Annotated in this window: 19 protein-coding genes, 2 tRNA genes and 1 pseudogene; 8 read left to right on the plus strand and 14 right to left on the minus strand. The window is 34.6% G+C overall.

Annotated features, from left to right (window positions below):
• Positions 1-58: 58 nt before the first annotated feature.
• The 5 genes from phnC to selB all read right to left on the minus strand — a co-directional run bounded on the left by phnC (position 59) and on the right by selB (position 5,512).
• Complete coding sequence (gene phnC / locus LT143_RS03230; RefSeq protein ID WP_246939595.1) at positions 59-790, minus strand: phosphonate ABC transporter ATP-binding protein; 732 nt, start codon at positions 788-790, stop codon at positions 59-61.
• Positions 790-1,545: a phosphonate ABC transporter, permease protein PhnE gene (gene phnE, locus LT143_RS03235; RefSeq protein ID WP_246939598.1), complete on the minus strand. Its 756-nt coding sequence runs from the start codon at positions 1,543-1,545 to the stop codon at positions 790-792. The genes phnC and phnE overlap by 1 nt, the downstream gene beginning before the upstream one ends.
• A gap of 86 nt (positions 1,546-1,631) precedes the next feature.
• Positions 1,632-2,543, minus strand: a complete 912-nt coding sequence (phnD, locus tag LT143_RS03240; RefSeq protein ID WP_246939602.1) for a phosphate/phosphite/phosphonate ABC transporter substrate-binding protein — start codon at positions 2,541-2,543, stop codon at positions 1,632-1,634.
• A gap of 73 nt (positions 2,544-2,616) precedes the next feature.
• Entirely contained in the window at positions 2,617-3,624 is a 1,008-nt protein-coding gene (locus tag LT143_RS03245) for a glycosyltransferase family 4 protein (protein ID WP_246939605.1), read from the minus strand.
• Positions 3,617-5,512, minus strand: a complete 1,896-nt coding sequence (gene selB / locus LT143_RS03250) for a selenocysteine-specific translation elongation factor (RefSeq protein ID WP_246939608.1) — start codon at positions 5,510-5,512, stop codon at positions 3,617-3,619. Before selB ends, LT143_RS03245 begins: the two co-directional genes overlap by 8 nt.
• Before the next feature lie 163 nt (positions 5,513-5,675).
• Between selB and LT143_RS03255 the strand changes: the two genes are divergently transcribed.
• The 5 genes from LT143_RS03255 to LT143_RS03275 all read left to right on the plus strand — a co-directional run bounded on the left by LT143_RS03255 (position 5,676) and on the right by LT143_RS03275 (position 9,522).
• A tRNA-Sec gene (locus LT143_RS03255) sits at positions 5,676-5,772 on the plus strand.
• A 148-nt stretch (positions 5,773-5,920) separates the two neighbouring features.
• Positions 5,921-6,889, plus strand: coding sequence for a tyrosine-type recombinase/integrase (locus LT143_RS03260; RefSeq protein WP_246939611.1), 969 nt, complete (start codon positions 5,921-5,923; stop codon positions 6,887-6,889).
• Between the two features lie 385 nt (positions 6,890-7,274).
• Positions 7,275-8,126 (plus strand): hypothetical protein, encoded by an 852-nt coding sequence (locus LT143_RS03265; RefSeq protein WP_246939614.1) that lies wholly within the window; start codon positions 7,275-7,277, stop codon positions 8,124-8,126.
• Positions 8,127-8,936: 810 nt separating this feature from the next.
• Positions 8,937-9,362, plus strand: coding sequence for a hypothetical protein (locus LT143_RS03270; protein ID WP_246939617.1), 426 nt, complete (start codon positions 8,937-8,939; stop codon positions 9,360-9,362).
• The gene (locus LT143_RS03275; protein WP_246939620.1) at positions 9,340-9,522 is read left to right on the plus strand and encodes a hypothetical protein; all 183 of its coding nucleotides are present in this window, start codon (positions 9,340-9,342) and stop codon (positions 9,520-9,522) included. The genes LT143_RS03270 and LT143_RS03275 overlap by 23 nt, the downstream gene beginning before the upstream one ends.
• Before the next feature lie 746 nt (positions 9,523-10,268).
• On the opposite strand, the gene LT143_RS03280 is transcribed toward LT143_RS03275, so the two are convergent.
• Positions 10,269-10,997, minus strand: a complete 729-nt coding sequence (locus LT143_RS03280; protein WP_246939623.1) for a hypothetical protein — start codon at positions 10,995-10,997, stop codon at positions 10,269-10,271.
• A 201-nt stretch (positions 10,998-11,198) separates the two neighbouring features.
• Between LT143_RS03280 and LT143_RS03285 the strand changes: the two genes are divergently transcribed.
• Positions 11,199-11,295: transfer RNA gene (locus tag LT143_RS03285), tRNA-Sec, on the plus strand.
• Positions 11,296-11,499: 204 nt separating this feature from the next.
• Here LT143_RS03285 and LT143_RS03290 read toward each other — a convergent pair.
• From LT143_RS03290 to LT143_RS03300, 4 genes and pseudogenes are all read right to left on the minus strand, one after another.
• Positions 11,500-14,196 carry a PAS domain S-box protein gene (locus tag LT143_RS03290; protein ID WP_246939624.1) on the minus strand — a complete coding sequence of 899 codons (2,697 nt, stop codon included), beginning with the start codon at positions 14,194-14,196 and terminating at the stop codon, positions 11,500-11,502.
• A 225-nt stretch (positions 14,197-14,421) separates the two neighbouring features.
• Positions 14,422-15,372 carry a methyl-accepting chemotaxis protein gene (locus LT143_RS20705; RefSeq protein ID WP_418909802.1) on the minus strand — a complete coding sequence of 317 codons (951 nt, stop codon included), beginning with the start codon at positions 15,370-15,372 and terminating at the stop codon, positions 14,422-14,424.
• Between the two features lie 6 nt (positions 15,373-15,378).
• Positions 15,379-16,518 (minus strand): annotated as a pseudogene (locus LT143_RS20710) (cache domain-containing sensor histidine kinase); the annotation flags it as partial.
• Positions 16,519-16,559: 41 nt separating this feature from the next.
• Positions 16,560-16,862: an STAS domain-containing protein gene (locus LT143_RS03300; RefSeq protein ID WP_246939630.1), complete on the minus strand. Its 303-nt coding sequence runs from the start codon at positions 16,860-16,862 to the stop codon at positions 16,560-16,562.
• A 352-nt stretch (positions 16,863-17,214) separates the two neighbouring features.
• Between LT143_RS03300 and LT143_RS03305 the strand changes: the two genes are divergently transcribed.
• A complete protein-coding gene (locus LT143_RS03305; protein WP_246939633.1) occupies positions 17,215-17,424 on the plus strand; it encodes a methionine aminopeptidase in 210 nt (69 codons plus the stop codon).
• Positions 17,425-17,609: 185 nt separating this feature from the next.
• Here the strand turns inward: LT143_RS03305 and LT143_RS03310 are convergent, their stop codons facing one another.
• The 3 genes from LT143_RS03310 to proC are packed head-to-tail and all read right to left on the minus strand — an operon-like array spanning position 17,610 to position 20,901.
• The gene (locus LT143_RS03310) at positions 17,610-18,869 is read right to left on the minus strand and encodes a glutamate-5-semialdehyde dehydrogenase (RefSeq protein WP_246939636.1); all 1,260 of its coding nucleotides are present in this window, start codon (positions 18,867-18,869) and stop codon (positions 17,610-17,612) included.
• 18 nt (positions 18,870-18,887) lie between these two features.
• Positions 18,888-20,015: a glutamate 5-kinase gene (gene proB / locus LT143_RS03315; protein ID WP_246939639.1), complete on the minus strand. Its 1,128-nt coding sequence runs from the start codon at positions 20,013-20,015 to the stop codon at positions 18,888-18,890.
• 37 nt (positions 20,016-20,052) lie between these two features.
• On the minus strand, positions 20,053-20,901 hold the full coding sequence (proC, locus tag LT143_RS03320; protein WP_246939642.1) for a pyrroline-5-carboxylate reductase: 849 nt from the start codon (positions 20,899-20,901) through the stop codon (positions 20,053-20,055).
• A gap of 364 nt (positions 20,902-21,265) precedes the next feature.
• On the opposite strand from proC, the gene LT143_RS03325 reads away from it, so the two are divergent.
• On the plus strand, positions 21,266-21,700 hold the full coding sequence (locus LT143_RS03325) for a DUF2621 domain-containing protein (RefSeq protein WP_246939645.1): 435 nt from the start codon (positions 21,266-21,268) through the stop codon (positions 21,698-21,700).
• A gap of 238 nt (positions 21,701-21,938) precedes the next feature.
• Here LT143_RS03325 and LT143_RS03330 read toward each other — a convergent pair whose 3' ends face one another.
• Complete coding sequence (locus LT143_RS03330) at positions 21,939-22,829, minus strand: hypothetical protein (RefSeq protein WP_246939648.1); 891 nt, start codon at positions 22,827-22,829, stop codon at positions 21,939-21,941.
• Positions 22,830-22,870: the final 41 nt, after the last annotated feature.

Raw genomic sequence — 22,870 nt, forward strand, 5'->3', positions numbered from 1 at the left:
ACTTTATATGGAGTCTCTGTTTTTTTACGTTTACTTATTGTTGTACAAAACAACCCACTTAATAAATATTCTCCAAGTCTTCCTGGGTCAATTCATCAGGCTTCCCATCAAATACAACCTCACCGTTTGCAATACCAATAATTCTTGTCGCAAATTCCTTTGCTAACTTAACATCATGTAAGTTTATCATCATTGTAATCTGATCTTGCTCATTAATTTCTCTTAGCAACGACATTACTTGAGTGGAAGTATTGGGATCTAAGCTTGCGACAGGTTCATCTCCAAGTATAATTTTCGGCTTTTGAACTAGTGATCTGGCTATTGCTACTCGTTGCCTCTGACCACCGCTTAGTTTACTTACTCTTCTATCAGCAAACTCACGAAGCCCTACTCTTTCTAATGCATGTAAAGCTTGTCTTTTTTCCTCTTTACTAAATTGGAAAAATAGTCCTCGCCATAACGGAATTGCCCCTAAAAATCCAACGAGTACATTGGTAATAGTAGACATACGCTCAATTAAGTTAAATGATTGAAAAATCATCCCAATCGAACTGCGGTATTTTCTTAGGGATTCTCCTCGGTAGGAAAGAATAGATACACCATTCCAAATAATATCCCCTGAAGTTGGATCAACAAGACGATTTATACATCGAATAAGAGTTGATTTCCCGGCCCCGCTTAATCCTAAGACTGCCACGAACTCTCCTTGTTCGATTGTAAAACTTATCTTTTTTAATGCCGAGTTAGTGGCTTTTGGATATTTTTTTCCTAGTTCTTTAATCTCGAGCATTAAATCACCTTCTTACGAATAATGGCTCCAATATAATCAACAATCATAACAAGAAGCATGATAAAGATTACTTCTGTGGCCACCATTTGATAATTGAGTATTTTAAAATCGATAAACAGCATACTTCCGATACCGCCTCCACCGATAAAACCTAAAATTAGGGATGCTCTTATACCTACTTCCAATCTATAGAAGTAATGAGAGATAATATTAGGTATGATTTGAGGCAGTATACCATATGTGATAATTAATAGTCTCTTTCCTCCAACAGACCTAACTGCTTCCTGTTGTCCTTCCTCAGATGCTTCAATTAATTCTGAGATTAACTTTCCTAATACCCCGATATTGTGTAAAGCAATTGCCAGAACGGCAGGAAAAGGACCTAAACCAAATGTAGGTACAAAGAGAAGACCAAATACAATTTCAGGTACAGAACGAAAGAAGTTTAATAGCGCACGAGTCGCATTATACAACCATCTAGAAGGAGCTGTATTCCATGCAGCAAAAAAACTAAGGGGTAATGCAAATAACAACCCTAAAAAGGTACCCATAATAGCTATTTGAAGTGTAATAACGGATGCTTCTAGTGCATATTTTGCATTCGAAAAATCTGGTGGCCACCATTGCTCTTTGAAAAAGTCGACCGTCCTTCCTATCTCCATAAATTCACGAAAGGAAAACTCGACACCATAGCCACTCCATATAAGAATAGCCGCTGACAGTACTGCCAACGACCATTTATTCATGTGTTTCATTTTAACACCTTCTTATCAACATAGACGATGTAAGGCTCCAAAAATGGAAGCTTTACAGTTGGTTATACCTAATGTTCAATTTGGTATTATTTACCTGCTGCTTCTTTTTTAGCTTGGCGAATTGCTTCGTAATCCGCATCTGTAGCTTTGGTAAATCCTGTTGCAGCAAAAGCATCAAGTATTTCTTGATCTTCTACTTTTAAGAATGCATCTTGAATCTTTGTTACAAGATCATCACTGACTACTTTACTTACAGCCCAAGGATATTGAAATAATTTGTCTGACTGCCAAATTACTTTAAAATTGTCCCCAACTTTACCATTTTCCTTTAGCGTGTTAAAGATCGCACTATCAATTGCACCAGCATCTACTTGCTTATTTTCTACCGCAAGAGCTGTTGCATCATGACCACCAGTATATAGGATGTTCTTAAATTGATGTTCATTTTGATTTGTAAATACGCCTTGGTTCTTTAATTCAATACTAGGAATTAGTGAACCTGAAGTTGAACTTGGATCTCCAAAAGCAAATGTAAGATCCTTACTTTGCGATACTAAATCTTCAATTGAAGTAAGTGCTGAGTCCTTATGAGTGATGATATAAGAATAGTAAAATGGTTCGCCGTCGATCAATTGAGTCATAATCGCTCTTGCTCCACTTTGCTCGTTCGCATCAATATAAGTTGAAGGACCAAAGTACGCCATGTTTACTTCATCGTAGGTCATTGCTTGAACAACAGCTTGGTAGTCAGGATATACAGTAATTTCTACTGGCATTCCTAATTCGGTCTCAAAATGCTGGGATAACTTATCCATAGCCGTTTGCATATTTCCCTGGTTTAATGAAGGGATGACACCCACAACTAATTTTTCAAGTTCAACTGAACCTGTTTGCTCTTCTGTCTCTTCAACTTGTTCTTCTACTTCTTCATTCCCGCCTCCACATGCTGCAAGAAGGGCAAATAAGGCAATAATCATAAATACCCAAAGTTTTTTCAACTTAAATTCCTCCCAATTATGTATTAACGTTCTTAATCATAAGTAAGTCTATCAATTTTGTCTAACAACTTGCTCAGATGAATTGATTATATAATTCCAAGTACTGATTGATTTCTTTTTCAAGTGAATGATGTTCTAACACATATTGCTTTCCGTTTCTAGCTAAGGTTTCTGCAAGTTTTTGATTAGTTAATAGTTCAAAAGCCATGTTATAAAAGTTTGTAGGATCAGTAAATACAAGTCCAGTTTCTCCGTGTGTAACTGTACTTAAATTCCCTTCATTTTTCCGTACTAAAACGGGACTAAGATTGTACATTGCTTCTATAACAGATGAAGACTGGCCTTCTGTAACAGATGTATTAATGGTAATATCAGCTTGCCTGTACAAATACTTCATCTGATTAAATGGAACATCCTCTAAAAAATGCACCCAATCATATTGTCTACAAAGCTTTTCAATTTCATGAAATAATTCTCTTTCAATTACAATACCAGCGATAATAAATTGTAGATTGTTGAACTGCTTCTTTAACTCTTTTATTTCATTCCAAACAAAGAGAGGATCTTTAATTGCTCGTATTCCAGCTGGTAAAAATATAATGGGGCGATCCTCTGGCAGAGAAATAGAAAGATCGTTTACACCATCTTCAAACCAAACACTTTGCGGTATAACTTTTAAAATTTTTTCTGGAAATAGGGATTGCACTTTATTTTTACCGTCTTCAGTAAATACAGTAATAGCAGCCGCATTATGAATCATTTCGTCCATTTCTGCTACTTGAGCCGGATTTGCTAAATCATAATTAATATCAGTCCCACCATTCGTGAGGATAAATGGTTTATCTAGAGGAAGTTCCCTACACATATTCCATTTCGCAAATCGATAAATATGGAGAATGTGATAAAGATCGCAATTCTTTAATTGCTCATCCTTTTCTTCTGACCATCTCTCCTCTAGGTAAGGAACGACATATACATCCATGCCAGCCTCACGAAGACCATGTACAATTCTCTTCGTAGTTGTTGCATTTCCTCTATTACTATGAAAATAAGGTGTAAAAAAAGCAACTCTTTTATTCAATGGTATTTCTCACCCACACTCGATTTTGATCCTGTCTTTTTGTAATACCTAGATGATCCAAAAGTTCTACAAATGGAATGAGATATTTTCTTGAAACATCCAGACTATCCTTTGCTTGCTTTAGATCAAAAGAATTCTCAGTATTGTTATAAAGCTTCTTCAGTGCTAGTTCAAAAGAAGATGATGAAATAGCAATTTTATCATCTAAGAAATAGATTTTGCCTTTTTGTCTTAAATAATGCTTTAGCTCCTCTAATACATCCTTCGGCAAGCCTGCCTTTTGTCCATATTCTTCCCAACTCTTTGCATTTAGCCCATCTGAATTCAAGTCGATTAGCATAGATTCAATTCTCTTGGACCAGTTTGCAGGAAATGATTCTTCAAATTGGACTAAAGCAATGAATTGCTCTTGCTTCTTTAACTCTCCTGTTTGGCTGGCAAAATCCACTACACTGCCAACCCATTCTTTAGGAACATTATGACTAAGGAAACTCACTAATTCAGCCTTGTTCATACCCATTCGCATCGGGTATTTATCATGGTAAGTAGCTAAAACATCCTTTGCTCGATTAATTAAAGCAGTTTGTTCAGAGTGTAATGTGTATCCCTGAAGAACTTCTATTACATCAGGTTCACTTGCCTTAATTTCAGTTAACGCCTCTTCCTTCAGAGAGGTTTGTTGAAATAATTCCTTTTTAGACATATATTTTTTCTCTTTGAGGATGTCAATGATACGCTGTGCTGGTGTACCCTCTTTCTTTTTATGTAGCATATTAGCTGTCGCCTGTCCGAACTTATACTTTTGACCATTGGGGTCAATGACCCAGCCTCCACCTATCGTTTCAACAGGTGTAGCCCTTCTTAGGATAAAACGGTCACCACGTTTTGTTACGATTTCTTCGTTTAACCTCAACTGACAGAGTACTTCACCTTCATCGCCAACTACTTCGTTACGGTCAAAAAATACAATCTTCCCCATTACTTCAGAGGTTCCAAGGTGCAGTTTTATCGGTGCACGTTGTTTAACAGCTAGTTTAATTTTTTCAACAAGGGATAAAGAGATGTCAATTGTATTTGTCACAACAAAATGCTCCTTGTCAACTAGTACATCACCTCTATCTAAATCCTCTTTCGTTACATTTGATAGATTGATCGCAACACGTTGTCCAGCTACAGCTCGATCAGCTGCTTTGTGATGTACCTGAAGCTGCCTAGCCTTTGTTTCTTTTCTAGATGGTAGAATTAATAGAGATTGTCCTTCAATGACGGTTCCTTCATAGACTGTCCCTCTAACAACAGTTCCTTGTCCCTTCACAGTGAACACTTGGTCAATTGGCAGTCGAAAAGCGCCATTTGCATTTCGTTCTTCTGTTTCTAGTAGATTTCCCTTAATTTCCTGCTTAAGCTCATTTATTCCGTTACCTTTTAAGCTATCAACTAGGATCATAGGAGAATCAGCAAAAACTGTTCCCACGAGTTGTTCTTTTACTTCTTCTTTCACCAACTCAACAAAGTCAGGATCCACTTTATCAATCTTCGTAACAGCTACAATTCCCTTTTTAATCCCTAAAAATGATAATATATCAAGATGCTCCTTTGTTTGGGGCATGACTCCTTCATCTGCAGCGACCACAAGGATTACCAGATCGATTCCCGCAACTCCGGCAATCATCTGACGGATAAAACGCTCATGACCTGGAACATCTATAATTGAAGCAACTAGATTGTCTCCAAGTTCTAAAGGAGCAAACCCAAGCTCTATTGAAATTTGTCTTTCTTTTTCTTCTTTTAGACGGTCTGTATCGACATTCGTTAACGCTTTTGTTAGCGACGTTTTTCCATGATCAATATGTCCAGCCATCCCGACTGTGTAATAATGTTTTTCCATATCTTTCACTTCCTTTATTTACTGCATCTTTACTTTACATGGAATAGACCTTTGTTTCAAGGGAATCGCACTTCAAATTGTTGACGCATGTCGCTTAAAAAAGTGAATATTTCCCCCTTGATTTCAATAAACTATGAAGTTATAATAGTAAAGCACCATTAACGGGGCTGAATGGGGTACTGGTGTCCCCCACGGTCTTCAAAACCGCATGTGAGGCGCGTGCCGTCTCAGGTGGGTTCGATTCCCACACAGTCCCGCCAAAAAAAGGTTTATTACATACCTGGTCATTAAAAGTCCCTAACGGTCTAATTACACTTTTTGATGGTGTCCGTTGGAGACCGTCTAACGAGACCGTGTACATAAATTACAGTCTATAGCCTTCTACTATAAATGTAGGAGGTTTTTATTTTGTCAAAAAAACCAAAGATTAGAATGTATTCAAAAAAAGGTATAAACGTACCCAACCAAAGTAACCAAGAAGAACTATCAATTAGAACCTTGTTTGATTTGTTCCTGACAGAAAAAAGTATTGAGGGCTTATCGGAAAGAACAATTTACGACTATAATGTACATTTTGATTACTTAATGAATTTCTTAGGAGAAGACATAACCAATACACAGTGTAATAAAGAACTTTTTAGAAGTTATATCGCCTATATGTTACATGAAAAAGGATTGAGTCCAGTTACTGCCAATGTCAGGATAAGAACTATACGGGCATTTTTAAGATATTGCTATTTAAATGACTATATTGATGTAGCTATACATGAACATTTTAAACCAGTTAAGACAAAAGAAGATACACTTGAATCTTTTACTCCTGAGGAAATAAAAATGTTACTATCTAAAGTTGATGAATACTCCTACAAGGGTTTTCGTGACAGAGTAATTATATATGTATTATTAGATACTCTAGTAAGATGTTCAGAATTAGTCAGTATAAAAAGAAAAAATGTGGATTTAAAGGCTGGCTTTATCACCTTGGAGTCAAATGACACTAAAACCAAAAAAGGAAGGTCTGTTCCTATCTCGAATAAGACATTAAAACTATTAAAAGAATACATTGGCATTACAGATGATTATAGGTCAGAGTATTTATTTCTGACTTATGAAGGTGAACTATTATCTGATAATACTGTTAGGAGAAGTCTAGCAGAAATTGGAGAAAAAGCAGGAGTAAATAAAAGGGTATCCCCTCACACATTTAGGCATACTGGCGCACTATTTTACATTCTAAATGGTGGTGACCCATTTAGTTTACAAAAAATCTTAGGGCATTCAGACATGAGCATGGTAAGAAAATATATTCAGATGACTAACACAGATGTAAAAAAACAACACAATATCTATTCACCTTTAAATAATGTCTTTAAATGATTGTTTTCACGAAAAGTATTTATTGATAAGTGGGAGTTAGTGAATACCTACTCCCCTTTTCTAATACCACTTAGAAAAATAAAATTTATATTTAAAAACAAAAAGGAATTTTTTGTATATTTGAAGTAATTAAAAGGAAATGGTCTTTTTCCTTACTATTTAAAATATCAATTGAATATTTAATCAAAAATATTGTTTTCAGATTATCTATTTTTATGACTCAATGTAAGAATTTATTTATTCCATCATATTTAGGTTTATCCATAACCAATTAGATAAGTTTACTTTCTAAGTTATTTATAATTTCAGCAACGGCTAAACAATTAAGACTGTAACAATTTTTTTAGATAATATTAAAATTTTTAATACATAAGGGGGAAGAAATGTGAATGATTCAAATAATCAACATACGTCTAAAAGACCAGTTCGAAAAGAAGATGTAATATTAAGTGTTATTTTTTTTGGAGGTATATTCCTATTCTATTTATTCATTGTAAATGATGAGTATATGGAAAAATATGGGCTAAGGGCAAGGGTAGAAATTTCTAGATATTTAGATGTAGACATAGAAGAGATTCCAAAGCCGTCAAAAGTATCAGTAGACAGAAATTATGAAACAGGTGAATTTCTACCTCCAGTTATTACAGAAACAAACAAAGTAACGTTTAAAATAACTTACAAAGAAGAAGTCTACAATATTGAGTTGATTGAATACGTACTTGATTCTGGATTGGCAAGAATTGAACTTAAAAATATTATAGGTGATAAATTCATTAACTCAAGTGATGAAAAAGTTGAGAGTAAAGATAATATAGGTAGTAAGGTTGTTGATACAGAATCTAAAGAGAAACAGAAAAAAACAAACATTGAAGAAATAAATCAAAAAAACCAAGAAAATAGAATCGTGGGTAATACTCAAATTACTGATGAGATAACTACTAGAGATTCATCTGTTGAATATGAAGATATAGTAATTAATTATAGTATTAATGATAAGGGTGTAACAATTACAGATGGTCCTACTTCAGAAACAATCAATTTAAAAATCGGACAAAAGATTCAATTAAATGCCCAAATAAGTAATAACTCTACTGAAAGAGTTTTAGTAGATGGTACTATAATGGAATTTATAGATGAAACCACGATTATTGCAGTAAAAAAAGGAACTGGGGATTTAAATATTTTGCCAAATGAGAACTGGGGAATAGTAAAAGTATATAAAATCATTATTGAATAAATTTTTAATGTATCTTTAAAAAAATGGATATTATATATGTCAACCTGCCTAAAGTGATTTTCGTTCGGAAAATGTGTTTTATTTGAATATACCCCCACCCCTTTTAAAACGTTATTCCCTCCAAATTACTGATTATATTCATTCTCATAATTGGAAATTGGGAGTTTATATAAATGTAAGTGAATATGGTTTAACCTCCATTCTTTTAGCTTACTCATTATTTGCCCCCCATAAGCAACAAATAGGGGGTAAATAAAACGTTATTTACCTATTGTTTTAGAATATTAATGCTTGTACTTCCTTTATATTCCTTGCCCCCGATTTAAATTTGGGGGAATTAGTCATAATTAATATAAGCAAATACAAATGCCCACAATGGGTGGACATGAAAGACTAATACACCAAGCATAATCTAATAATAAACTGTAAATGCCCTCTAGGAGTCTCTAGGGGGCTTTTATATTCCTCATAACCTTTGTTATAGGAACAGAAAATTAAAAGTGCAAATTTCGAGGGAGCAAATCGTAAATATATATATATATGAAAGTGTTACAGAATGCCAATAGCATAATCCAAGGCACTTCAAGAAGTTTATTAATAGGAGCGGAATAAAAGATAACTTCCTCTATCTTTAACCGTTTCACAACTCCTTTATTTTTTTGTATACAAGTATTCTACTAAATATTGTACGGAAAAAACGAAGAGGGCTTAACTTCCATTGTGCCCTCTTCCAACGTGTAAAGTTCATGCGATAAATTATAGTGTGGTGATCCGCATGAACAAATAAAACATTTTAAGGAGGATTAGAAAATGAGTATCATTTTTACTACTTTGCACAAAGAAGTATTGCCTAGAGTGAGATATGAGGGCGAAGAAGATTATTTAGGATTAATCTTTTATAACGCTAAAGAAAAATCCATTATCAATATGAATGACGAGCAATTATACATTGACCTAATATCTTTTGCTCATGAAAATGGATTATCGGAAAAAGGATTATTAGAAATTATGAGTTATAACGCTGGCATTAAAAGTTATTTAGCATATTATCGTGATAAAAATTTGAGGGTGGTTAGATTGTTAGAAATTAGAGGTCTTGATGACCTATCTAAACTTTTAAGAAGTGTAGGAACTGATAATAAAAAACTAAAAGAAACTAAGGAAAAAGTATTTAAAATGATTCAGAAAATAGAAGAAAAGGAGGAACAAGTACATGGAAAAAACCAAGCAAACTAGCGTACATTTAGAGCCCTTACATATTAAATATTTAGATTTAATGAGTGTTTTCACGGGGCTTAACAAGAGTCAATTAATCAGAGAATTACTGGATTCTGATATGGAACAAAACAAAGAAAAGATTAGGCCATATGAACAACTACTATTTAAAACTTTGTAACAAAATTAGCAAGAAGGTATTTCAAAGCTGAGGGTTATACCTAAAATAAACCCCAAGGTTAGCTGAGCCGATGCAGAAAATTAGCAGTTACCGATTAGGTAATATCGTTAGTAAGATGGATTTCTTCTAACATGCAATATTACTTGAATGTTTTCGGTGATGTGATGGGTTTAACGCATTCCCATGTAAATAAAATAACGAGCGGGGCGGAGGTTCTCTTAGTATCTTACTAAGTACCGCCAATGAAGTAATTATCGTTGAGGCTCAAATAAAACGATTCCTTTATATTAGTTTTCATTGGTTTTTGGGTATATAGGGGAAAGTATGTCTTGAATAATAAATAATCTTTTCATAATCAAAGTTCATCAGGAAGAAGTCGTTAGCAAATAAACTTTGATTCAATCTTGTTAATTACATTCAGTGTGCAAGATTGAATATGATAAATGAATTATAAGTAATCAAAATAAACAAGATATTACCTTGCTCATCCAATTTACTTAACACATAAATAGGAATCACTAAGTGATTCAATCATCTAATTTCCCCGACATAAGCAAGTGGTTAATTAATCGGAGAAAAGATGATTATATAAAAGAAGTTATTAAAAGTATTGCTTATGTTTTAAACATTACATAAGCAAAGGATATATCTTTATAGTCCAGACTAATTCATTCAATATTATCGATTATGTTCTATAAAAAATTTTAGGGCGGGGGAAGCATAAAAAAATTAGTCTTGCTTATGTATTATCCAAATATAAATATTGCTTTTTTTACAAGGTTAACTAGACTTTGTAAGTATTTATCCATATTCCCTTTGACCTCTTCCATATTAGTTGTTTTATGTGTATGACCAATATGGTTCCTTATCCATGTGAAAACTGTTTCTTCCACTTCTTTTTCAGTACCATCAAAATTAGTCTTTATTCTTTTACATAATTCAATGCTCTTATGATGTTCTTTTATAAATTTCTCGACATTGTTCTGATTACCTAAAATATCATACAAAATACTGTATAGAAACATAAACTTTCCAAAGGGGTCTTGAATATAAATAGCTGATTTAAAGAGGTGGAATTTCATATTATTTTTCAGTTTATTAAGGAGTTCGATATCCTCTAACCCAACTTTTAATCCCTCAAGATTATCTCCAACAGTCATATGTGAAGTTACAGTTAACGTTGAATATAAAAACACTTGGTTATTAAACATGTCTAACTCTATTTGCCTAACAATGTATCCATATTTATAAATCAATAAATTAATAATATCTTCTAATGGTTGTTTGGTGACTCGTTGGGCTGTTTCTAATGTATCTATACTCTCGATAAGATTAAATTTAAAGTAAATTGTATTGTTGTCATTAGTAAAAATTTCAATTGTACTAACTCCATGTTTTTCATATTCTAATTTTAAGGGTTCGAAAGTTATTTTATTAATTTCAGAAACCTTTCCATTATATTGAATAAATGACATTCAACTAATCTCCTTTCTTATTTTATATTATAATACTATTTATTTGAGTTATATGGCGAGGAAGAAATATAGATAAAAGTTGACTTTTGTTGATTATGGATAGATAACTCAGGTTTATTTATGATATAATTTTATTCAGAAAGCTATAGACTAAACCGTTGGCGGAAATAAGCAAAGACCGTTATAACCCCTATGGGAAATGGGGCTGAATGGGGTACTGGTGTCCCCCTCGGTCTTCAAAACCGCATGTGAGGCGCGTGCCGTCTCAGGTGGGTTCGATTCCCACACAGTCCCGCCAAAAAAAATACTATTAAAAAAAAACCACATATAAACTGAACACCTTCTTATCCAAGATAGGTGTTCTTTTCTTTAATCAGATAATAGAAAAACAAAGGGCGGCTACCTCCTATCATACTGGATTCTAGCCCCCTTTTATTGTTAAAGGTATTTTTAATAGGTATAAAAAGTCTTGCATAATGTTACAGATTATTTATCCCTTGTGTCAAAGATTGTCTCCATCTACACTCTGTGTTGCTCCTAATCGTTTCACTAATCTCACTTGGTTTCCCTTTGGATTATATTCCACTTCATCCATAAATTTTCTCATTAAGTAAATACCTCTTCCAGATTCAGACCAGATTAATTCTTCCATTAAACTTTCCTGTTTTTCTTCGATTTCTTTTAATTTTCTACGAGCATCAAAGCCAGGACCATCATCTGTAATGACAAAGATTAATTGACTTTTTGTAAAGCCTATCTCAACTTGAATTTTCTTCGCTACTTTTAGTGAATTATTTAAGGCCTCATTGAATGCTAATTCAACATAGAAAGTCTTGTCTTTTAAGTGTTCTTCTATAAGCATACTTATATCATTTTTCAACTCATCAATAGCACCGAGGTTGTCCACTTCTACCGTTTCTTTTATCGTCCAGCTTATTTGCTCTTTTATTTGTATACTTAGGGCCGTTGCATCATCAATTAGAGAATGTTCATCACAGAACAGTTTTACATATTGAAAAAAATCTGTAGTCGTTACACTCTTTGGTAGCACATCTGTAATCCCGTCAGTCAAAAAATGAATGGTATCTCCTGGGTGGATATTGATTTTGAATGACTCGTAGTCTGCAGTCTCAAACATCCCAAGTAAAAACGCTGGATTCTTGTATTTTACTAGTTTTCCATCACGTTCTATGAATAATTCATTTACCCCACAAGGTACAAATTCAAGTACTTTATTTTTTACATCTAATTCAAAGAACACGCCTGCTACAAACGTTTCAGATGTTAAATAGTTAATGATCTCTAGATTAATAGATTTCACTTTATCTATGAGCGCAATGTCCTTCTTATAAATATATTCAAATAACACGCCGAGTGCTGATGTTTGAAGCGCAGTTGCTACACCATGTCCCATCGCATCAAAGAAAATACCCACTAATTTTTCTTTCGTTTCAAGCCATTTATAATAGAAGAAATCACCACTAACATATTGAGCTGGTTTAAAAATATGTTGAGTCTTTAAAGAATCATTATTAATCGGTTCTGGTAGCGTAGTAGACTGCACCTTCCCGGCCAGTTGTACATCCTTCTGAACATATTCCTTTTCTGTTAGATCTCTAAGAATGCATACGAGATTGGTTCGCAATCCAGATACACTTAGAATTGATTCTACTTTTAGCCATAGAGGCTTTATTTCCTTGTTTTTCCCTACCGTAAGGTTTATCTGCCCTTCCCATGTCTCACCTTTTTCAATGGTTAATTGTATTTCCGGACACAGCTTTTCTAACCCTTGTTGCATGGTGATGTATGACATATTTTGATTAAGTAATTTATGTTTCGGCAAACCAATCACATTCTCTAGTGAATCATTAATGGAAATAATAGTAAAGTCTTCGTCTAAAATTAATACAGCTTCTTTCATGCTTTCAAAAAGCTTTGCCGCTATTTTCATTTGTTGTTCATTTTCTCGAATATGTGTTACGTCCTTTGATATACCATAAACACCTTGTATTACTCCATTAATGACAAATGGCAAAGCTTTTACACTCAAAAAATGTTTTGATCTGTCTTTGTGATAAATTTGTGTTTCAAACTCGACTTGTTCCCTACTCTTAATGACGTGCATGAAGTTTTGAATGGTCTCTTGTTTAAATTCGTCTACCAAGAGATCTTGAAAATACATACTCTTTAATTCCTCAGATGAATAACCCGTGATTGCAGTGCAAACATCATTAGTTTCAAAGAATTTCCCTTCTAGATCCATCATATAAACTGCATCATGATTACCATAAAACAACGCACGATAACGCTGTTCTCGCTCTTCAATTTCTAGTTCAGCTTTTTTCTTTCTCGTAATATCTGTTTGAAAGCCCATGAAATATGATAATTTTCCACTTTGGTCATAAATGGCATCAATTTTTAACTCGTTCCAAAACTTTGTACCGTCTTTTTTATAATTGAGAATTTCTATTGTAAGACCTTGTCCATTTTTAACAGCTTGTGATATTTGTTGAATTGTTTCACCATTTGATTCTTCGCCTTGCAAAAACTTACAATTTTGACCTAGTACCTCTTCCTCTGAGTATCCTGTCAGTTGAGTAAAGGCATCATTAACAAAAATAGTGGGATTATTTGGTAAATTAGGATCTGTAATAATCACACCTGTTGTTGTTTTATTTATCGCTGTCGTTAAAAGAATGTTTTCCTTTAACATACCTCTTAATTCTACTTCAGAAATTGCTAATGCAGCATACTCCCTTAACAGAGTTAAATCCTCACTTGTAAAGCTTCTAGGCATCGTATCTAAAAGACATAGTGTCCCTAATATATTTCCTTTTTTTGTCTTTAATGGAACACCTGCATAAAAGCGAAAGCCTAATTCACCTGTTACCAAGGGATTTGAGTAAAATCTTTCATCTTTTAATGTATCTTCTATAATAATTGCTCGATCCTCAAGAACAACATAGTGACAAAAGGTTACTTCTCGACTAGCTTCTGTTAATCCATCCAACCCAAAACATGACTTAAACCATTGCCTATCTTTATCTATGAGAGAAATTAGACAAATTGGAATCTCAAAAGCTTTGCTTACAATTTGGGTAATTCTATCAAAGGCCTCTATCTTTTCAGAATCTAATAGATTTAAAGAAAACAGCTCTTCTAATCTTTCTTTTTCTCGCTGGTTTAGTTGAGGTGTCAATTCCGTTCATTCCTTTACATATCATTATAAGACAAGGGTTAATAAGAATATCTTAAGCTATTTATAAGAAAACATCACGTACCATTTTTATACAATGTCTAACTTATTTCTACTTGGTTAGTAGCTTATTAATTTAGTAAGAAGACTTCCTATTCCAAAAAGGATCAACCTATAAAAAAGAGCGATATAACATGAAGTTATTCGCTCATTATTAGAAGTTTCAAGCTAGAGTTTGAAACGATCAACGGAATTGGTTAAGTCATTTGCCATCCCGGAAGTTTGTTCTGATACTGCACTCACGTTTTGCAATGCTGCTGTCGTTTCTTCAAATGATGCCATCATCTCTTCAGCACTTGATGCTGTAATTTCTATAATTGTAGCTAAATTGTTTATTAAGTTTACTATTGCTTCTGAAGTTGCCACTTCATCACTAGTAATATTACTGATTTCAGTAATAGATTGAACCGTTAATGTTACAGCTTCTAGTATTTGCTGTAAGGACTCTCCTGCTACTTGAGCTACCTTGGTCCCTTCGGTTACCATTCCTCTACTTTCATTCATAGATACTGAGGACTGCTGTGTTAAGGATTCCATTTTTTGCGTTAATTTAGCTACTTCTGCAGCACCTAAATTGGATTGCTCCGCTAAGTTACGAACCTCTTCCGCTACCACAGCAAAGCCTTTTCCATGTTCACCCGCTCGGGCTGCTTCAATAGATGCATTCAATGCTAATAAGTTTGTTTGTTTGGCGATATTGGTAATCGTTTCAGTAATTTGCCCAATTTCTCTAGAATACACTTCTAATTCCTCAAGAATTCTTTGTGTTTCTTCCGTCTTTCTCTCAATTTGACTCATCTTTTGAACTGTTTCTTCCACTTTTTCCACACCATTTTTAGCGGCTTTCATTGTATGTTCTGAACTAGTCTTTCCATTTGAAGCTTTTTCTCTAGCCAATTGTATGAGTGAGGACAGCTGTATGAGTGATTGAGAAGCTTCTAATGTAGCCTCTTTTCCTTTGCTAGCATCAGCAGCCAGTCCTTGTACAACTTTATTCAATTCCTCTGTAGACGCTGTGACTTCTTCAATAGAAGCAGACGTTTCTTCACTTCCCGCGCTTAACTCTTCAGCTGATTTTCTAATACCGCCGACAAGTTCAAACATTTTATCATTCATCATGTTTAATGCATGCACTAATTGCCCTACCTCGTCCTTACTTGTTACTTCTAGTGGTTGGTGTGACAAATTTCCACTTTCAATTTCTTTTACTCTCTCACTTGCTTTAATAATCGGCTTACTTGTTTTACGCGCAAAGAAAATAGAAACTACAGTAATCAAGATTGCAGTAATAGAAAGAATAAATAACAATGTAATCGTAAGTTGATTAATTGACTTCTTTGCTTCTGACTCGTCAATTTCAGCAATAATTGCCCAGTTTAGTCCTTCAGTATTAATTTGTGAGTACGCACTGTATACATATACATCCCGGTAGTCTTTTATTAGTGCTACATTTGTTTTTCCTGAAAGAGCCTCTTGAGTAGCTTTTGTATCAATTAGCTTCTCTCCAATATCTGATCCATTTGTAAATATAGAATCAGAGCGCATTAGCTTATCAGTACCAACTAAGTAGGTTTCTCCTGTTTCACCAAGACCACTTCGCTCTGACATTATCGTCTTGATCGCTTCATCCGATATTTGAAGGGCAACAACACCTATAGACTTTCCGTTCTGGTCTTTAATAGGGGATGCAATAAAAGAAGCATACCCATTAGAAGGCTCGTAAAAAGCATAATCTACTATGGTCCTATCCGTTTTACTGCTATTGAAAGCGTTCGCCAAATTACTATTTTTCAAAGAACCTGTTAATAAGTTTTGCCCGAAGTCAGATTCTTTCGCAGCTGTATATATAATATTGCCATCGGCATCAATTAAAAACAGGTCATAGTACCCGTATGTTTTTACAAAATGATTTAGTTCTCCATGATATTTATTGTATAGCGCATCAAATTCTGAACTATCCATTCCTTGATTTCCATAAGTATCTTCCAATTCTATTAATGCATTTTTTACGGATTCTCTGTTCGCTAAGATAGAAATATCACCTAGTCGCTCATTAAAGAAGTTTTCAATTTGAGTTTTCTTAATGTCCCTGATGGCAGAGAGTTTGAGTTCTTTTTCTAGTTCTATCGCCGAAGTTGCATTTGAAATACTAAAAAAAACGATAATTAACATTGGAAGTAGACTGACGCCTAGGAACAGCAATGTAATCTTAGTGGCCAAACTCCTTGTATTCTTAATTTTACTTTTAGTTTTTTTCATAGTCATGTCCCTCTATCTTATACTTTTATGTTCATCACAAGTAGTCGCTATTGGATCTTAAATACAAGATTTAATCTAGTTAGATAAAAAATTTCCTTCACTGGTCCTTTAAGGCCTCTTACTGTAAGGTTTCCGTTGTTAGAAACAGCTTGTTTTTGTAACCCTATTAATACACCTAGCCCAGTACTGTCAATATACTCTAAAGCACCTAAGTCAAAATCAAAATCTTTATATCCCTTCTCTACATATGCTGATATTTCTTCTCTTAGCTTCATAGCCTCTTGAACATACATTTTGCCTCCCAAAGAGACATGAACAACCCCGTTTATTAATGCAATCTCGACTTTCACTTCTTGTTCCTCCTAGTGTTACGAATCTTCTTTTAATGTTATATCTACATTTTGATATAGATGCACTTGGAAAAATTTATGAGTTTAATAATTTTATAGCCTTTTTTTGTGACAATCAATTCTTTTGTCCCCATAAATGATATTAAGCCTATACTATATAATAAATTATTTATCTTAAAAATACATCAACCATTATTATACAGGCACTTTGCATACAAATAGTTGCATTCGAAAAAACCCATAAGCAATACCTAGAAAGTACTAATGAGTTTATTAGGGATAGGATTTGGAATAATTCTCCTTTCAATAAGGAAAGCTAACTAAAAATTTCTAATTAAAGGAGATGAGTTAATTGGGATTGATTAATACAATTACAGAATGGAACACAGCTAGACAAGAAAAATACCATTCTAAAATGAAGGAAAAAGGCCTATGTCCACAGTGTAAAGGCAGAGGATTTCATGCATATGCAGGTCATGAGTATGCTTTTTATAGCTCTACTCTTAATTGTCCGGGGTGTGAAGGAAGCGGAACTTACGCTGACTGGAATAATTTACAGTAAAAGACACTTTTATTTTTTAAATAGTAGGCATATACTAATATAGATCTCTTCCGTATCTTTTTCGCTCGTTGCGGGACACTTAACCAGTTCGGAACGGAAGGGATCCTCTGACGCTAGAGCTTTTCTAGCGTCATATTTATTTTCCCCATGAAAAAACCAAGGTTTGTAACCTTGGTTCAACAAATTTACCTAACTTGACCATTACCAGACATGATGTATTTAATCGTTGTTAAAGCAGGTAGACCCATAGGACCCCTAGCATGGAGCTTCTGGGTTGAGATACCAATTTCCGCACCAAAACCTAGTGCACCACCATCTGTAAAACGAGTTGAGGCATTATGATAGATGGCAGCAGCGTCCACTAACGTCATAAATGTTTGGGCAGAAGCTGTATTTTCTGTAATAATAGCTTCTGAGTGCTTTGTCCCATACTGATCAATATGTTCTACTGCTTCCTCTACATCTTTCACTACTTTTATTGCGATACTTAGATTTAAGTATTCCTCTGCCCAGTCCTTCTCACTCGCTAAACTGGCATTAGTAAATGACTGAACAACTGTTTCATCTCCAAATACTTGAATGTGATAATCTTGTAATGTTTTTTCTAACACAGCCTTATATTGATCGAACCATGCCGAATGGACGAGTAACGTCTCTGCAGCATTACAAACTGCTGGACGGTCTGTTTTTGCATTGATTAGTATAGATAATGCCTTCTCCACATCTGCATCCTGATCAATATAGATATGACAATTTCCTACACCCGTTTCTAGGACTGGAACCGTTGCATTATTGACAACTGCATTTATTAGTGAAGCCCCGCCTCTTGGTATGAGCACATCAATATGCTCCTTCATAGTAAAAAGCTGTTGAGTGGCCTCTCGGTCTGTTGATGCGATAAATTGAACTGCTTCCTTTGGGATCTTTGTCTTTAGAAGGGCATTGTGCATCACTTCTACTATTTTCTGGTTAGAATAAATAGCATTGGAGCCACCTTTCAATACAATGGCATTACCTGACTTCAAAGCAAGCCCGGTAGCATCCACCGTTACGTTCGGTCTTGCTTCATAAATCATTCCAATAACACCTAAAGGTACTGAAATTTGCTCAACTTTTAATCCGTTTTCTAAAACCCAGCTAGTTTTAACGATACCAGTTGGATCTTCAAGTTTTGCTACTTCGCGTAAACCATTAGCAAACTCAAAAACTCTTTCCTTTGTTAACGCTAATCGGTCCATCAACGCAGAATCAAAACCTTGCTTTTCACCGTTTTGTAAATCGATCGCATTAGCTTCAAGAATTACTTCATAATGGTCCTCTAATTCTTTCGCAATGATATGAAGACTTTCATTCTTTTCAGTATTTGATAATACACTAAGTTTTTTTGCTGCTCTTTTTGCTTGTATTGCTTGATTCTCTACATTAGTTTTTATAGCTGTCGTCATCCAATTCCCCTTTCAAGTTTATACACCTACCGGTAGTAGTACCTCTAATTGACAAACAAAATCTTCATAATCAATAACAGGTGTTTGCTGAGTATTTAGTTTACCAGGGTCTATTAAGCATAAGTCTTCTGATGAATAACCTACAACTCCTAGACCGATTTCCACTTTGTTCTCATCTATAATTTTTATCACTGCACCTCTATCAAAGTTACCTTTTACGTTAACTACATCTGCAGGAAATAAGCTATTCTTTTCATTGACAATTACTTTTTTCGCATCTGCATTTATTGTAATTTCACCTTCAGGACCAGAGTGAAACGCAATCCACTGTTTCTTTTGATTTAGGTTTACAGCATGTTCTTCCGTTTGTTCAAAGTAGGTCCCGATTGCTGATCTATTAACAGCATCTTTAATAATATTCGGTATACCAGCCTTTCCTAAGAAAGTCGATATACCAGAAGCCATCGCAATTTTCACCGCATCAATCTTAGACTTCATTCCTCCTGTACCTACAGAACTTCCTGAATCTCCAGCAGCTGCTTCAATCTCGGGTGTGATTTTATATACTTTATCAAGGAGTTTTGCATTTGGATTCTTCCTTGGATCAGCATTATATAAACCATCTATATCAGATAGAATAATAAGTCGGTCTGATTCAATTAATCCCGCTACCTTCGCTGAAAGTGTATCGTTATCCCCAAATTTTAGTCGGTCAACCGTGACGGTATCATTCTCGTTTACAATTGGGATAATCCCACGCTCCAACAACACATTTAAGGTATTACGCACGTTTTGGTAACGGTTTTCATCTGAAAAGTCGCTTCTTGTTATTAAGATTTGAGATGCTACATAACCATGTGATAAAAAAAGTTCTGAATATGCTTCCATGAGCAAACCTTGACCTATGGAAGCTGCAGCCTGCTTCTCTGGCAATTGAGTAGGTCGTTCTAAGAATCCTAATTTTCGATAACCGGCGGCAACTGCACCGGAAGAAACTAGCAACACTTCATGCCCAGCATCTTTTAGTTGAACAATTTCGTCAACCAATCTTTCAAGTTTTTTCCTACTTATTTCTCCGTGTAAGCTAGTTAAAGAACTGCTTCCGATTTTAATTACAACCCGATGCTTTATGCCGTCTGGGCTCATTGTATCACTCCTGTTATCTATACTAGTTGTTTACTATTTATTGCGCTTTCGCTAAAAGCTTTCGCTGTAATTCACTACTTATTTCATTTGAGCGGTTTGAAGCATGCTTAATGGCTTGAGTAATTGCCTTCCCTCCACCATGCTCTGCAAGTGCTGCAAGACCCGCTGCTGTCGTTCCATTTGGAGATGTTACATTTTTTCTTAATTGTGCCGGAGATTCATCCTGTTCGAGAATCATCTTAGCTGCACCTAAAATGGTCTGGGCCATGACCTCTCTTGTCGTTTCCATATCAAGGCCACCTTCTTTTCCGGCTTTCTCCATATGCTCCATTAAATAATAAAAGTAAGCAGGGCCACTTCCGGCAATCCCCGTAAAAATGTCCATTTGTTCTTCTTCAATTTCAAACACTTTGCCAATACAGCTAAGCAGTTCTTTTGCATCTTCTACTTGATCTCGATCAGTGAATGTTCCTATAGAAATGGCTGTTGCAGATTCACCAATCATGCTTGACGTGTTCGGCATCACACGTATAACTTGTTGGCCTTTTTGTAAGTGGTGTTCCATGAAAGAGGTTGTAATACCTGCAAGTACTGATATTACAAGTTGATGTGGTTGTAATTGATCTTTTATTGAAAGCATAACAGCTTCTGCATCCTTTGGCTTCATTGCAAGGAAAATAATATCCATTTCATCTAATGAAACGTCCTCACTGGATACACCCTTTATTCCGTACCCGGCTTCTAATTCCTTTAAACGTAATCTATTACTTTTATTTGAAACATATAGTTGGTTTTTTGGTACTTTGTTTCCATTAACGATGCCAGAGATCATTGCTTCCGCCATGGATCCTGCACCTAAAAAAATAATGTTCTTTTTTTCTAACATCTAATCTCTCCCAGTTTGTTCGTATTTTGTTCTCTTTTTTCATAACGTCTTTTATCTTACCATCATCTGTGGAAGAATCAACCACTTCTAAACATGTTATAAGGATATGGCTCATTTAGTTAGTGAAAGCGCTAACATCAATATTTATTGTCACTTAATCCTTTCTGAGCAGCTATTTTCGTGGTTAATCAAGCAATATCCGATTTTTTGTTTTAATTAAAGTTTTCAAAATTCGTCGTATTAGATATAGTCTTGTCGATTTTTGTAATTCATCTATTTCCTTTAACTTTAATCTCTACTTGAACATTTTTGCTTTTTTTATGATAATAAAAGACATGTATGATTTGTAATTGAGGTGAATGTAATGTACCAGTTTGCAGAATGGACGCAATGGTTGATTATCTTCTGGACCGTCTTTTTAGTTACGATGATGGGTATCGGTGGATTTTTCATGTTTCGTAAGTTTCTAAAACGGCTGCCAAAAGAGGACGGGATGAGTGAATTAGATTGGCAGGATCAATATATAGAAAAAACAAAACATCTTTGGCCAGATGAACAAAAACTTCTTCTTGAAGATTTAGTTAGACCAGTACCTGAACTTTTTCGTGATATCGCTAGACAGAAAATAGCTGGGAAGATTGGTGAATTAGCCTTAGAAGAAAATGCATCTTCTATAACACAGGATTTGGTAATCAGAGGCTATATTATCGCGACACCAAAGCGAGATTATAAATTCCTTATTAAAGCATTGCGAGAGAAGAAAATTGACTTATCTCCTTATGAGGGTTTGCTTTCATAAAATACAAAAAGAGGAACGTCTGAGTTAGATTCAGACGTTCCTCTTTACATTTGGCTGTTATCGTATAGATTGAAGATTTCGTAAAAATCCCAAAAGCCGGATTTTTACTTGGTAGTACAAAGTATCACAAAATTGCTGAAATATAAGATTGAAAATCAACAAGTTTTAGAAAAGAGCATTGCATTTATTACTGTGCAATTACACGTACTAAGGGTACTTTAAGTCCATGATTAGGCGGTTACTTCTCTAACCTAAATGGAATTGTCACTAGTACATTCGACTCCTCATATTTTTTTACCGTTACTTTTAATTCTTTCTCTTTTCCTAGAACTCTAATTGGATTATACATAGAAACCAGTAGCTCGCCGTTTGAATCCGGTCTGAAAAGTGTGTCACTGTTCATATTACCATGTCTTATTATTACGTTTTGTTCTGGACCAAAGAGAATGTCACCAATAAAAATTTCATATAACTGTTTTGGGTCTAGCTTATAGGCATGAATGGTTGTGTTTACTCCACTATGATCATACTCAATGGTGACATTTCCATTACCCTTTTCAATAGGCATGTCTTTTTTACTCTCTTTTTGGACTTTTGCAACTGGATTATCTTTCATTTTTTCGTTATTCATATGATCAAGTTTATATAGGAGCTGACCTTGTTGATCAAAAAACTCAACTTCTAGATCAAAGTTAATATTTTGTTCCCGATTAACTATCATTATAAAATGAAAGTATCCATTTTCTTCAAGCATTATTTCATTTTTACCCTCTAACCAGTTACTTTTAATATGCGTTGCGCGTGCATCATTTGAATAGCCATATACTTTATAAACACTTTTATTATTTATAGTAGACATTCCCCAATAGGCTTTTGCAAGGGTTTCTTCCTTACGTTCAAACCCATAAGAACCTCCTTTGGGAACCCAAAATAATCCTAATGGTTTCTGGAAGTTGACTTGATGAAAGAGTGCATGTTCTTCATCTTCAAGAATAACGGAATACATATGACCTTCTTTAACTACTGACACTACCCTTGTATCTGCAGGAAACTCCATTGATTTTAATGATTCCTCTACTGACTTTTCCAATGAAAAGGGATGGGGTGATGCACCGTATAACATTAGCATGAAAAAGCTAAGAATGATGGACCAGCGTATTATCCTAAATA

It is taken from the genome of Bacillus pinisoli (assembly GCF_023036475.1).
Taxonomy (GTDB): Bacteria; Bacillota; Bacilli; order Bacillales; family SA4; genus Bacillus_BS; species Bacillus_BS pinisoli.